Annotated in this window: 17 protein-coding genes; all 17 read right to left on the bottom strand. The window is 27.2% G+C overall.

Annotation, left to right across the window (positions count from 1 at the left end; genetic code table 11):
- Positions 1 to 16: 16 nt before the first annotated feature.
- The 17 genes from QMG30_RS10305 to QMG30_RS10225 all read right to left on the bottom strand — a co-directional run bounded on the left by QMG30_RS10305 (position 17) and on the right by QMG30_RS10225 (position 14,365).
- On the bottom strand, positions 17 to 718 hold the full coding sequence (locus tag QMG30_RS10305) for a response regulator transcription factor (protein WP_281815113.1): 702 nt from the start codon (positions 716 to 718) through the stop codon (positions 17 to 19).
- Positions 719 to 935: 217 nt separating this feature from the next.
- Positions 936 to 1,424, bottom strand: coding sequence for a hypothetical protein (locus QMG30_RS10300; RefSeq protein ID WP_281815112.1), 489 nt, complete (start codon positions 1,422 to 1,424; stop codon positions 936 to 938).
- Between the two features lie 83 nt (positions 1,425 to 1,507).
- Entirely contained in the window at positions 1,508 to 2,398 is an 891-nt protein-coding gene (locus QMG30_RS10295) for a damage-control phosphatase ARMT1 family protein (RefSeq protein ID WP_281815111.1), read from the bottom strand.
- Between the two features lie 107 nt (positions 2,399 to 2,505).
- Complete coding sequence (locus tag QMG30_RS10290) at positions 2,506 to 2,820, bottom strand: YbjQ family protein (protein WP_281815109.1); 315 nt, start codon at positions 2,818 to 2,820, stop codon at positions 2,506 to 2,508.
- Positions 2,801 to 3,034 carry a hypothetical protein gene (locus tag QMG30_RS10285; protein ID WP_281815108.1) on the bottom strand — a complete coding sequence of 78 codons (234 nt, stop codon included), beginning with the start codon at positions 3,032 to 3,034 and terminating at the stop codon, positions 2,801 to 2,803. The genes QMG30_RS10290 and QMG30_RS10285 overlap by 20 nt, the downstream gene beginning before the upstream one ends.
- A gap of 116 nt (positions 3,035 to 3,150) precedes the next feature.
- A complete protein-coding gene (locus QMG30_RS10280) occupies positions 3,151 to 3,981 on the bottom strand; it encodes a stalk domain-containing protein (RefSeq protein WP_281815107.1) in 831 nt (276 codons plus the stop codon).
- 29 nt (positions 3,982 to 4,010) lie between these two features.
- Positions 4,011 to 4,409: a GerW family sporulation protein gene (locus tag QMG30_RS10275; RefSeq protein WP_281815106.1), complete on the bottom strand. Its 399-nt coding sequence runs from the start codon at positions 4,407 to 4,409 to the stop codon at positions 4,011 to 4,013.
- Between the two features lie 39 nt (positions 4,410 to 4,448).
- Positions 4,449 to 5,474, bottom strand: a complete 1,026-nt coding sequence (locus QMG30_RS10270; RefSeq protein WP_281815103.1) for a DUF2953 domain-containing protein — start codon at positions 5,472 to 5,474, stop codon at positions 4,449 to 4,451.
- 33 nt (positions 5,475 to 5,507) lie between these two features.
- On the bottom strand, positions 5,508 to 6,194 hold the full coding sequence (locus QMG30_RS10265; protein WP_281815102.1) for a TIGR01906 family membrane protein: 687 nt from the start codon (positions 6,192 to 6,194) through the stop codon (positions 5,508 to 5,510).
- A 40-nt stretch (positions 6,195 to 6,234) separates the two neighbouring features.
- On the bottom strand, positions 6,235 to 6,549 hold the full coding sequence (locus tag QMG30_RS10260; RefSeq protein ID WP_281815101.1) for a hypothetical protein: 315 nt from the start codon (positions 6,547 to 6,549) through the stop codon (positions 6,235 to 6,237).
- A gap of 282 nt (positions 6,550 to 6,831) precedes the next feature.
- A complete protein-coding gene (locus QMG30_RS10255; RefSeq protein WP_281815100.1) occupies positions 6,832 to 7,002 on the bottom strand; it encodes a hypothetical protein in 171 nt (56 codons plus the stop codon).
- A 116-nt stretch (positions 7,003 to 7,118) separates the two neighbouring features.
- Positions 7,119 to 8,522 carry a hypothetical protein gene (locus tag QMG30_RS10250; RefSeq protein WP_281815099.1) on the bottom strand — a complete coding sequence of 468 codons (1,404 nt, stop codon included), beginning with the start codon at positions 8,520 to 8,522 and terminating at the stop codon, positions 7,119 to 7,121.
- Between the two features lie 7 nt (positions 8,523 to 8,529).
- Positions 8,530 to 9,759 carry an ABC transporter permease gene (locus tag QMG30_RS10245; RefSeq protein ID WP_281815098.1) on the bottom strand — a complete coding sequence of 410 codons (1,230 nt, stop codon included), beginning with the start codon at positions 9,757 to 9,759 and terminating at the stop codon, positions 8,530 to 8,532.
- Positions 9,760 to 9,801: 42 nt separating this feature from the next.
- Positions 9,802 to 11,013 (bottom strand): ABC transporter permease, encoded by a 1,212-nt coding sequence (locus tag QMG30_RS10240; protein WP_281815097.1) that lies wholly within the window; start codon positions 11,011 to 11,013, stop codon positions 9,802 to 9,804.
- Between the two features lie 34 nt (positions 11,014 to 11,047).
- Positions 11,048 to 12,502 carry a zinc ribbon domain-containing protein gene (locus tag QMG30_RS10235; protein ID WP_281815096.1) on the bottom strand — a complete coding sequence of 485 codons (1,455 nt, stop codon included), beginning with the start codon at positions 12,500 to 12,502 and terminating at the stop codon, positions 11,048 to 11,050.
- 286 nt (positions 12,503 to 12,788) lie between these two features.
- Positions 12,789 to 14,063, bottom strand: coding sequence for a 30S ribosomal protein S1 (gene rpsA / locus QMG30_RS10230; protein ID WP_281815094.1), 1,275 nt, complete (start codon positions 14,061 to 14,063; stop codon positions 12,789 to 12,791).
- 143 nt (positions 14,064 to 14,206) lie between these two features.
- Positions 14,207 to 14,365 (bottom strand): hypothetical protein, encoded by a 159-nt coding sequence (locus tag QMG30_RS10225; protein ID WP_281815092.1) that lies wholly within the window; start codon positions 14,363 to 14,365, stop codon positions 14,207 to 14,209.
- Positions 14,366 to 14,404 lie beyond the last annotated feature (39 nt).

Genomic DNA, 14,404 nt, shown 5'->3' with positions numbered 1-14,404 from the left:
AAATCACATCCAGTTTTTAGTCTTGTTTCCCTTTGAACTTATATCCTACACCATAAACAGTTAGTATATATTTTGGATCTTTTATATCATCTTCAATCTTCTTCCGTAGATTTTTTATATGGGCATCTATAGTCCTGTCATATCCTATGAATTCATATCCTAATGCTGCGTCTATTATTTGCGCCCTAGTAAAAACTTTATTAGGATTTCTTGCAAAAAGAAGAAGTATCTCATACTCATTAGGGGTTACATTAAGGATTTCACCTGACTTTTTCACGATATGTTCATCTTTATTAATTAGTATATCTTTATTATTGAATGATATCATAGTATTATCATAACCATATTTGCCTTTATTAGTTCGTCTTAATATTGCCTTAATTCTCATGACCAATTCTCTTGGACTAAAAGGTTTTGTTAAATAATCATCTGCACCTAAAGCTAATCCATTTATTTTATCCTCTTCCATATTTTTTGCAGTTAACATCAGAATAGGTACATCTGATTTCTCTCTAATAATTTTACATATATTTTCTCCAGAAACATCTGGAAGCATTAAATCCAATACAATAAAATCAGGATTGATTTCATCATACATCAATAAAGCTTCATTACCATTATCCACAGTAAATACTTCATAACCTTCTTTAAGTAAATATGCTTCAACTACTTCTAATAATCCATGTTCATCATCAATAACCAGTATCTTCTCTTTCATATTCTATCCTTTCCATAACCAATTAGTATTTATTATATTTTATCAAAAGCGTATTATCTATGCAAGCAAAGTACTACATAGCATTATTCTCCTTATTTTAAACCAAAGAGGCTACGCCTACAAAAGATTTCAAGGAAATAATAAATAGAACTTTCCAATTTAATATTTGATATGAAAAAAGCAGCTTTCTAAGCTGCTTTTTAGTAAGTATAGTTAATTAGTTTTTTCTTCCGAGGCCATAACCTCTGCCTCCGTTTCTTCCATATCCGTTACCATTTCCGTTTCCATTACCATTTCTTAATCTAGCACCATTACATGCTCCATTTCCTTTACCATTTCCGTTTCCACAATTCAATCCTACTTCTTGTCCTAGTCTTGGTGGATTAGAAGGATCACAATTACCAACGTTATCTTTTAGCTTAGCAATTAATTCGTCAGCTTCTTCTCTTGTCAGTAATTCTTGATCTACTTTGTCTTCAATTATTGTAATCTTTTCTTCCAGCATCTTGTCTGTAAATTCTTCATACACACCGTTTTCTTCTGCAAGTTCTCCAAAAGTCTGACCATCCTGCCTTAAGTCATAAGCTTCTTCTTCTGTTACTCCTGTAACTTCTGAATAAATCTCAGCAGGCGTAGCTGCAAATGCTACTGTTCCTATTAATAGTGTTCCTAACAAACCTATTGTAATGTTTTTTAATGTCTTCATATATAATGCCTCCTTTTCGATTTGTTAATATAATTATAGAATAACAATATGAAAAAGTTATGAAGAAGAAGAAAAAATGATATTTATAATAAAGTTTTATCAATATCCTTCTCATACAAAAACATTGCAGATAGTTTTTCTATATTAAGTATTCTTGTAATCATATCACATTTACATAAAAATAAATAAAATATGTTATGACCGCTACCAGATAATGTTTCAAAATTCCCTTGTCCTTTTGAAATGATAACATCTGCCTTATTATAGAAAATATCTTTAAATTCATCTGATACTTCATCTAAATCTGTTCCAGGTATATCAGTCCCATTATTAATTATCTTAGCATATTTATCTATCCCAACTAAATAGGCATCTTCTTCATTGACATCGTTAAGAACTGGTTCGCCTCTAGTTGCAAAATAGATTGTTACATCAGGAAATTTATTGGTAATTTCATCCATTAATATTTTATCACAAACTACCTCACCGGTATTATCTCCTAAGTATAAAATAGTTTTTGCTTTGGAAAGTTCATTAATAAACTTATCATAAGCATCGTCATTAACTTCACTATCCATGGTTTTACGGATAATCTCTTCTATAAGTTCCATACTGATATTTTTAAGTGCTCCAAAATCGATTACATTACCTGCCATTGCTATTCTAAGAGCATCTACTAATCTATCATTGGATTTTCCAATCATTTCTCTCATATCGTTTTCCATTGCTAACATTTTTTCATTGTACAGAACTTTTTCTTCTTTATAAAAATCAACTACTCCTGTTATACTATGTAAAATCCTATTTGTTTTTGCACTTATGTATGGTGCTGTTTTTTCATATTCCGTATCAGCAATGTCACGTAATACTTTATTCATGAATTTATATTTTTCTTTTTTATCAGTGATATATTTATCAGCCAGCTCATTAGCTTTATTAATTATACAAGATATACAATCTACATGTGAGTACATATCATTTAATCCTTTCTACTATTATTCTGTGTCAAAATAATTACAGCAAACAAAGTTCTCTTATTATTAATACCAAAAAATCTAGGCAATTATAGCCTAGATTATGATTATTCTACAAATTTAACTGCTGTACCATATGCAATAACTTCTGCAGCTCCTTGCATAATAGCACTTGATGCATATCTAATATTGACTATACCGTCAGCATTCAATGATTCAGCTTCTTCAACCATACGTTTTGTAGCTAACGCTCTTGCTTCATTCATCATTTTATTATAAGCACCAAGCTCTCCACCAACAATGGTTTTGAATGAGCTCATTATATCTTTACCAACATGTTTTGATTGAATTGTAGAACCTTTTACTATAGATAAAGTTTCTAGCTTTTTATCGGAAATAAAATCAGTATTTACTAAGATCATCTTCTTTTTCCTCCTTTATTTCTTTTAGTCTTCTTACAAGATTAACTATAAGTGCAATAATTACCCATATTATAACTATAACAAATATTACTCCAAAAACTCTAAATAGGATATTATCTGAAATAATAATCAAATAAGATATACCAGTTAATTGAAGAATGCCGAACAGGCATATTAATACTGTTATAAAAATCGGTGCAAATTTTTTACTCAATATTTTTCACCTCTCTGTATAATAAATATGTTTCAATTATATTTATTATAACTTACTTATAAACATAGGTAGTATACCATCAAATTATAGCATCTATCAATATCTATTTTTCACATTTAATAATAAAAATACTCTGAATCTATCTTTTTATAAAAATCTTTAGATTTTGATTTAAATGGTCTATTATTAAAATATAAACATTTATCTACGTTATTAACACCTTCAAAAGCCATTTTTGCTGCGATGATACAATCTGTTTTAGGCTCTTTCTTTGAAAAATTAGACTTGTGAGCTGGTGGAAATTGAACACAATACCTATTATCATAAATAACCCCTTCTATAGTATTAGGGAACTGAGGATCATTTTTTCTATTAATCACAACATTAGCTACTGCAATCTTCGCATCAAAACTTATATAATTAACTTCTACAGTAATTATCTTGGCCAATAAAAGCAGATCTTCATCTGTATAACCTCTGTCAACAATACTTGCAGCAGGAACAGCTATACCATCTCTAGATATTTCTACTGTATAGACTTTTTGATTATAATTAACTGTACAGGCCATACTTTCAGCAAAAAATCTTATAGGCACCATTGTTCTATTATTTATTAGAGGTGGCGCAATATCTAATTCAAATTGGTGACCGTTAACATAAGCGATATTGGAATCCAACGATAGTTCAATCTTATTTTCTCCTTCGCTGATTGTTATTTTATGTGTTTCACCATCCCATACGATTTCTGCATTCAATGCAGTAACTATTGCCCTTAATGGTACATATAAAGTATTATCTATCAATAAAGGTTCAGTATCCATGAGTATATAATTATCATTAATCTTTACGGATATTGGTGGATTCTTATCTATTGCTGATACTGGAACGTTTAATAAAACAATAGAACTCAAACATAAGCATAACACTAATCTAAATAATTTTTTCATAAGAAATTTTCTCCTATATTAAGTTTTTATTATTCCTCGTCTTCTGGATAATTTTCTTTTGTAACTTTTTCTTCTTCTGCATTATTTTTCTTCTTTGCAGTAAATTTATCCATTATATTAGGAACCATGTCAATTATCTTAGTTAAACTATCTTGGTTCTTGACATTAACTAATCGTGTTTGTCCATCTTGTATAACCAAAACAGCACTTGGACTTATTTTAGCACCTAAAGCTCCTCCGCCAATTCCTTTAGTTTTTTCTTTAGCTTCTTCTGAAGCTCCTGCACCTACACCAAATGAAACATCAACTAATGGTAATATTATAGTATCTCCTATATTGATTGCTTCGCCTACTACTGTTTTTGTTGAAACGAAATTCTCCATTCCATTAAATAATGATTCTACAGTTTTCTTAAAATTTGATTCCATTCATTTTCCTCCTTATATTCGTTAACAATAACGATTTTCTCAAGCCTTATATGCTTTGTATAATTTTCTAACTCTTTTATCTAAAATAATACTTAATGTATTTTTTAGTAACACTATTAAATATATTTTTCCTTTTCCATAAAAACAACCTTGGAAAATTTTTTCAGTAAAATCAGGTACAACTTTTAATTTATTACCAGTGACTGTGTATAGTATACTAACTGCACCTACTACATATCCTGTTGAAGCAGGATCGCCAGTACCGATAATCATTTTGGCCATGAATTTTTTAGGTAAAATGTGTTTAATCATTTTTAAGATTTTATCTTTTATCATTTTTATGACAGCTCTGTTTTCTTCATTTTTAATAAAATCTTTTATGGTGTTCAATACTTGTTTTATATTTTTTTTACCGTTAGCAGATTTATCTTTTTTATGTTGTTTTTTATGTTCTTTCTTATGTTGTTCCATTTTATTTTTTTTATTAGATTTTTTTCTATTATGTTTTTCACTTTTTGAATTAACTCTATCACTGGATTTAATTTTATTCTCTATTGTATTGTTATCTGCTTCTTCTTCAATTTGTGATTCAGCTCTAATTTTATCACTGTCTTTTTTGGATTCTTCTTGATTTATAGTTTTTTTAACTTTCTGGTCTATATCAATACTACATTTTGTTTCTTCATCAGTTATATTTGCACTATAATTTATATTTTCATTATTATTTTCTACATCTTCATTATTTTTATCTTTGGCATGTTTTTTTGGGGACCTATCTTTTCTATGTGTCTTTTTTGCTTTTTTATTTTTCTTCTTTTTCAATATATCTTTACCAAATATCTTAAAACTTGTATTAGTTTCATCCTCCATATGATATTTAAAAGAAAATATATGCAGTAAAAAACTGACTCTAACATCTAACTTAATTGCATCATACTTCTCCCCCTCAACTCTGTACCTTATTGGCACAAACAAGACGGTTAATATACATAATACCATAATTAATATTAAAAATAAAATTATATATAGTAAAACCTTCAATATTCCAAGTAATATAGCTAACATAATTAACCACCTATATTTTTATTTGAACTCCTGTCAAGAATGTTTAATCAATCTCTTCTTAAACTTCTCAATAATTATAAGTAATACAATAACGCTCGTAACGAAAATGCCTAATACAATCATTGCTGTCTGGAAAAAGAATACTTCCGGTACCATATTAATTAAAATATCAGTCTTAGGATCAAGTAGCCATAGATCATTCGAAAAAAATATTTCGTGGAAAATAGTAAAATATTTATTGAAATTAATTAATAACAAGCTACCTAGTATTAATATTAACATAATTATTACTGCAAATACATATTTAACCATAGAAAGTGTAACAATTAATAACTTTTTATTTCTTAATACCATATAAGCGATGGCTACAATAAGAATTATAAAACTTATATTTCTGATATATGTACCTATTACAAATAATTTCTTCACATCTACCATATGGCTTTTTTCACGTTCTCCAAATACTTCTTGTTCTTTACCATCTATAACAGCTTTCATATCTAAAGTATCTCTAGAACCTTTTAAATACTCTATCATATTTTTAGTAACTCGAGTGAGTTCTTCTAAGTCCATTTCGGTTTCTCGTGTTATCTCATGTTTTTCGAACTGCCATTTATAATGATTAATATTATAAGCTATCATTTCTGTTGATGTAAATAATAATACAAAAAACAATAAAATTCCAACAATAATACTAACGCCAACATTTAAACTCTTCATTCGTATCACCACTTTTAGTTTATTATCACATAATTGATTACTAGCTTGTCTTAAAATAAGATTCAATATCTACATTTGAACACTTAGTATATACATCATCATAAATATCTCTTACCAATTCAAAGGCGTTATCCCTTCCATGTGCAATACCAACTATCAATATATTGTTTCCTTTATCCATTAACCTATATAATTCTGTTGATAATAATATTTCCATAGGGTTTCTTGATTCTTCTATGCATGTCAAGAAATATACATCTCGTATATGTTTTTTCCTTTTAAGTTTTTTTATTATTTTATTAGCTTTCTTATTGCTAATTTCTTCACCTATATATATATTGTTTGCAAATTCCATATAAACACCCTTTTAATATTATCTATATAACTATAAATATATAGTTAATATATTTGTAATAACCTTTATATTAATAGTATAGCAAAAAAAAATTATAATACAATATTTTTTTGGCATTAATAGGTAGTATGACCAATTAATGTTCCCATTAATTAAAAGGGATTGCTTAATAAAAAATAGTGTATAATCTATCTTTTACTTGCAATCCGTACCTATACTTTCTATGTCTTCATAAATTTCAATTGATAGATATAGTTAATATCTTAACAAAAATGTAATATTCTAACTAAGTGCTCTCTCAAGCTTAGGTATCTTATTAACAGGAAAATTTCTCAGAAGCTGCATGTATTGACTTTCTGACAGCCCCTGTGTAGAACAATATAGTTCAATTTTTCTATCTACATCAGCATGTTTATAGTTTTCAAAAAACTTATTAAATTGTTTTTGCTCCATTGTCTTCTACCTTTCTTGTTTATTCTGTTGTTGATATTAATATTATACCCATAATGAAATAATATATTTGTATCATATCAATTTTTATTTATATCATGTGTTATTCATGTAGTTTATTAAAATTCATCCATTTCACCACGTAATATTTCTTTGGCAGCATTTTTTTCATTTAAATCAGAACATTGTTGTAAAGAATTCAAAATGTAACTATGGATATCTTGAGGTTTTTTAAATGCTACAGGCAGATAGTAAAATAATCTTGCCATAATCGCTCTTCTATATTGTCTATCCTTATCCTTAAGATAATCGTCCATAAATGATATAAACTCTTTTTTAGTCTTAGCTAAAGTAAATTCATCTACTCTGCTTTCATCTTTTTTATCATCCATGGATTCGGGATTAGCGAAATAACTGCTGGTAGATAACATATAATCGATTTTTTCTATATTCCTGAATGTAGTAGAATATCCATATTCATCGATTTCATCCCTATACTTGTCTTTAGCTAGCTGAAACACTCCAGAATATTTGTTGATCTCTTCGAAATTATTTTCAATGACACCTTCTATTCGTTCTAATGATTTATGTATTTCATCACTATCAATAGAATTATTATTCTTAATTTTTACTAGATTAAATATCTCATCTACAATCACTAGATCATTATCATCAATATATGAATCATATTTATCACAATAAGATATTTCTATCAGATTATTTATGATATTAGTAGCCAAGGTATACACGGAATGGATATCATCTATTTTTTCAGCTACTGAGCTTTTTAGATTATCAATCTTATTAAATCCCTCTGTATCCAAATGCTTATAATCAGTTTTTCTTAGAATATCTATACCGGTATTAATATTTTGTAATCTTATATTATCATCTTTAAAAACAGCTACATCTTTTAATAGTTCAATATAACTATTGAAATCAGTTATATAAGAACCTTTATATTTTTCAAAAGAATCTTCAATATAATCATAGAATTTATTTTTAGTAATCCTAATCGGTAACTGACTTAAGGATAATTTAATTTTTTCATTAATCACGACATTATCTTCTGTGTCAAAAATATTTTGTATCAGATAACCTGCAAAACTTTCATCATCTTCTAATTCATAATAATTATTAGTGAATCTTCCTTCTATCCTATTTATAATATACTCATAAATCTCTACTTCATCTATATAATGTGATAGTACTTCCATATCCCCTTGAATCTTATTTATAATATCTGTGAGTTGTTTCCTATCTTTATTAAAAGTAATTAATCCATTATAATCGATAATTACCTTCTTAATGTATTTTATTGTTTCATGTACATCAATACATTCAGCTATATGACCAGAAATTTCTTCTTCCTCTATAATCTCAAGAAATGTTATATAGTTGAATAGTAAATTATATATTGCAGCTTTATATTGCTTATACTGCATATTAGTACCTAAGTGTTCTAATGTAACCTCTATATCTTTGTTACTTCTGATATTATTTCTTATCTCAGCTAAATTCATTATAATACTATATCTCCTTTTTCCTGTATTTATTTATGATATAAGTTACTGATATCATAATTACTGTGTATAACAGCATAATAAAAATATATTCAAATAACTGTTTTGATCTAAAACCTATAGTAATTATATCTAATATATAATTCAATGTCCAATAGTTAGGAATAATATAACTAATATATCTTGCATTAGAAGAAAGTAAATCTATACTAAAAAAACTACCACTCACAATTCCCATTATTAATATGAAAATGGTAAATACCATAGTATGTGTAGCAACAGTGTCTACAAAACTTGTAAATAGCATGATTAATGCTGCTACACTGATTACATACATTACAAGGGCAATGAAAGTACTAATAAATATAGTTGAATTATCTTTATTGGCATATATACCATTGATTATTGAAAAAATCAGGCTTATCACAACTCCCGAAACAACGAGACTTAGATAATTGCCTACAATCAAAGTTGCATTATTAGTACTAGTTACTTGAATTTTATATAGCATACCAGTTTCTTTATCTTTAACAATGCTTATTGATGCGAATAATAAGAAAAAAGCTGTAAAAGAAATGATAATCCCTATTATCATTTTCTTATATATTATACTATTGTCAATACCACTAACCTTAATATTGTTTTTTTCATTATCCACATAACTGACTTTAATATAATATTGTCTGTTAGTATCATATTGTTGCATAGATACACCATAATTATATGCATCTGCAAGTATATCATCTTTCGAATCATAATTATTGCTATCTAATGCTCTATTAAGCATATTAATGCTTTTAGTCAAACATAAGTCCCTGAGAACTTTCTCAGCGAATATATCTCCAATAAATCTAGCGATAGTACTACCTTTTAGATAATAGACATCTATAATTTCATGATACTCTTCCTTAATTATATTATCTTCTAATCCTCTTTTCAGAATATACACGACTTCTAATTTTCCATCTTTCAAATCAGCTAACGCATCTTCTTTAGTATATTCTATAACTTTTAATGTTTTATCATCTTTTAGATTATCAACTATATTTCGTGACATATCAGTTACATCATCATCAACTAATGCAACTGGTATTTTACTACTAGTATCTGCTTCTCTATATAATGTACCAACAAGCATACTAAATAAGCCTATCATAATTACTAATAGTATAATTATGATTTTACTGCTTATTAATAATTTCAATCTGCTTTCTACTATATTTAATAATCTGTTCATATTATCACCAATCTATCATCGAAACTATATGTTTCTAACTAACTAAGCACTTTTCTTATATCTATAATAAGCTAGAAATGTTAACATGATACTTATTACAATGAATACGCCCATTATAATGACACCATTATTATAATTGTAATTACTGTCTAAATGAAGCATTCCTTTTATCATCCAATAATTGGGTGTGATGATAGCTATTTTACTTAGAACATCAGGCATGTAATGTAGAGGGATAATACTACCTCCAATTATGGCATTGATAAAAATGAAAATGTTACTGACTAATATAACACTTTCATCCCTTTTCAACAAACTCGAAATAAACATAGCGAAACTAACCGCTAGCAATATACAGCTTATTATATATATAATTATATAGAATATATTATTATGAATTTCTAGATTAGTAGCAACAGATATCACTATAAACCATATGGAAACTATGATAAATATATATGTTGTTGAACTAAGCAATTTACTTATAAGATATTTAAAAATGGAAACCCTAGTTATTCTTAATCTCTTAAAACACATATGTTCTTTTTCTCTTAATAAATCAATTGCAGTAAAAACAGATATATACATTAGGAACATCATTATTATTGCTATAAAAAAATAATTAACTGATGTTGTAGACGGTATATTTACTATCTCATTATAATTAAAAAAATCATTTCTTCCTACTGAAGCCATAACAAGTTCATAAGAGATTTCACTATTATATAATGAAATCTCTTTACCAGTCATAGATAATTCTTCCATCTTATCATATAGAACTTCAACTGCTACTTGTACTGATGTAATGTAATTTTCGTAGCTTTCCATTACATTTTTAAACAAAACCGCTTTTAAAGGGTCGGTATACGCAATTTTAACTTGTACTGGATCTTCTTCAAAATGCATAAGTTTATTAGCAAAATCTTTTGGAACTTCTATTAATGCATCATATTCTCCATGTATAAATTCTTGTTTCAGTTCATTATCACCTACATTAATATTAATAAAATCCGTGAAGGACTCATTGCCTTTATAGGCTTCAATAAGTGCAGAACTGTAAAAACTTTTGTCATTATCTATTACTCCTATATTAATAGGCTTTATAAATGTTTTCTCAACTTGACTATTAGTAAAAAACAAAAATACAAACACAAACATTGATAAGGGTAAAGCAAATAATAATATCGTCCTTTTCTTTTCTCTTATTAACTCTTTAAAATTTTTTTGAAATAATCCCCAAAATGTCTTTATCATTTATAATTTTGGTCCTCCAGTATTTTTATTGAAATTATTCAATAAAAGGAAATTTACTTTGAACGCTATTCTCTATATCCATAATTAATTGTTGAATATCTTGTTCATTAAGATTACTAAGATTAACTGAATTTGATTCATCAATACCAGAAAACTCAAGCTTTCTATTCATAGAGTTAATAATAGCCTCAAGTCGAAGACTCATTTTCATGTTTTCTACTTCACCAATGATATCTTGGGTTAAATCAATCTTCCTTATAGTATTATTTTTTCCTATATATAGATTAATGTTAAATTCCATAATTTCTGCATCGATTTGTGTTTCTGCAAACTCTTTTATTCGGCTATCAAGTTCATCTGAAACTTTTTCGTAATTGTTTTTTAATTCATCAATTTTACTTTTAAATTCTTCTTCACTCATATCAAAATATGTATAATCCTCGTTTTCAATTATTTTTTCAGCGATTTTGTCAACTAATTCATATACACTTTTTCTATTATTTTCATCTTTAAATACTTTATTAATAAATTTTTGTGCGAAATCCATTAATTCAATATAACTGAATTCTAATTGGTATCTATCGCAATTAATCTTCTGATCTCCTATTTTAATAGATTCCTTTTTTACATTTTTAATAGTACCTTTTAGAAAATCCTTATATATATCTTTATATTTACTATTATCTATTTCTAATAAGTATCCATTTATTTCTTCAAATAGTTCTATATAATCTTTGTAATTGATTGTCTTAATATTTTCTTCTTTCAGCTTTTCAAAAACACCCTCCCAAGGGACATAAAACATCTTATCATACAAAAAGGGTACCTTTAATCCAATGGCTTCTTCATTAACATATAAGTCTCCAGAAACTAAAGTATTGTTACGCATATTAACATTTAATACACCTTCTAGAATTTTATCGTCTTTATCGATTTTAGTATCAATATCTATACTCAAATCTTTTAACATATTTGCTACTAAAGCCAATTGTCCATTGAAAGCATCATTATTACCTAACTGTAATTCATTGAATGAAAATGTGAATTTCGCATCCATTGTATTAGCGCTAATCAATTTTTCATATGCTTCTATTATTTTGTCTTCAGAATTTTTTTTACCAAAAATATTATTACCGAATATCAGTACTCCGGATAATATCAGAACAGCTACAATAAGTACAATAGCTAATCTAAAAAATTTCTTATTTTTCTTCTCTTGTTTATTGTTATTGTTACTATCTTGTATAACATTTATCTCATTAGTACCTTCTTCAATAATTTCATAAACTTCTTCATCTATTACAAGATCGTCATCTGAAGTATTATTTGTGATATTATCATCAGTACTATTCAATCCTTTTTCATCTTTTTCCATTATATTCTCCTCATTAACTATTCCTTGCACTGAATCAGTAAATTCATAACCACATATTCCACAAAATTCAGCTTCATCTAAACATTTACCATGACATTTGGGACATTCTTTCATAATTCCCTCCTTATGTTATATTTATTTTAATAATAATATATAATAAATATATTATTGAATTAGTTTTAAATGCAAGTAAAAATTAATATCAAACTAACACTATCGTTAAATAATTATGACACAAAACAAGAATATTTTCAATACATTTTTATATTCATTCATACAATAGCCAAGAATGAAGGAGGCAGGCTGCTATTTTCCTATAAGGCAAAAAAAGAGTATTCATAGTAATGAAATCTCACTATTGAATACTCTTTAATGGTTTATGAAATTTACTTAGAAGAAATTACTCTTTAAAATTATCCATTATACCTTTGAAAACATCTTTTAAGCTAGTAGATATATCTGAGTCATCGTTAAATTTTTTGAATTCTTCTTTATTTACTTCATCTTTAGCTTCTTTTATACTTAACTTTATTTTCTTACCTTTTTCATCGATACCTAATAGTTTCACTGAAACTTTATCACCGATTTCAAGAACATCTTCTGGTTTCTCTATTCTTTTATCAGCAATCTCTGATATGTGAACTAGACCTTCTATTCCACCTTCTAGCATTACAAAAGCTCCAAAACTTATTAATCTGACAACAGTACCTTGGTATATATTTCCTTCTGTGTATTTTTGTTTAACATTAAGCCATGGGTCATCATTGATATTTTTTAAACCTAATGAAATTCTTTCTTTTTCTTTATTAACATCTAGTACATAAACTTCAACGTTATCGCCTACGCTAACTACTTCTGATGGATGCTTAACTCTTTTCCATGACAAATCGTTAATATGTACTAATCCATCTATTCCACCTATATCAACAAATGCTCCAAAGTTAGTTATTCTTTTAACTACACCTGAAAGTCTATCATTCTTGTTAATATTTTCAAGAAGCTCATGTCTCTTCTTATCTAGTTCAACTTTTTCTATTTCTTTTCTTGACACAACTACATTCTTACTTTCAGCATCAAAATCAATAACTTTTACCTTTAATTCCTGTCCTACATATTCTTTCAAGTCTTCTACGTAATTAACTGATATCCTTGAACCTGGCATAAATGCTCTTATACCTTTTATAGTACATCTTAATCCGCCTTTAACTGCTTCTTTAACAGTTACAGTAATTGTAGAATTATTTTTGAAAGCATCTGCTAATTCATCCCATATGATAATTTGTTCAGCTTTCTTTATAGATAATAATACATTACCTTCACCATCGTGAAGATTAATGACTTGTGCTTTTATGATATCGTTTTCATTATATATTTCTTTTAAACTAGCATCTTGTTCATGTACAATCTCTTCAGATGTTACTATTCCATCAGAAATATAACCTATGTTAACAAGTAATTCTGTATCAGTAACAGATAATACTTTGCCTTCTACAATATCTCCTTCAGTAATCTTAACAAAAGTATTGTCAATCTCTTTTTCATAATCTTCCATTGAAGGTGTATTTTCTACAACTTCTGTTTCTTTAACTTCTTCTTTAACTTCTTCATTAGTTTCTACTTTTTCCACAGCATCAGTAATTTCTGCTGGTGTTTGCTTAGTAGCATTTTCGTCCATTTTATTACTTCTCCTTTCTAATAACTTAACTTTCGTAGTAACTAAAACATTAATTAAACTACGAAAGTTATTTATAAATATACCTTATTATATAATACCTTAAATTTATAATCTTGAAAAGACTTTTTTAATCATCAAACTTTTTAATCAATGATATTTTTTGCTTTTTTATTTCCTGTTTTAGCTTTCCCCTGTATTTCAGGAACAATTCTTATATCGTTTTTGGGATCTCTGTGTTTCCTGTTGCTTTCTGTTCCATGTGGTTCTTCTACATCAGGTCTTCTCATACCAGCTTTTGCCATGTTTTTTGCCTCCTATAATTTTATGTCATATCTATATGA

This window comes from Vallitalea longa (genome assembly GCF_027923465.1).
GTDB classification, from domain to species: Bacteria; Bacillota; Clostridia; order Lachnospirales; family Vallitaleaceae; genus Vallitalea; species Vallitalea longa.
The sequence above is the reverse complement of the archived record's forward strand: the minus strand, read 5'-3'. Positions and strand labels throughout refer to the sequence as shown.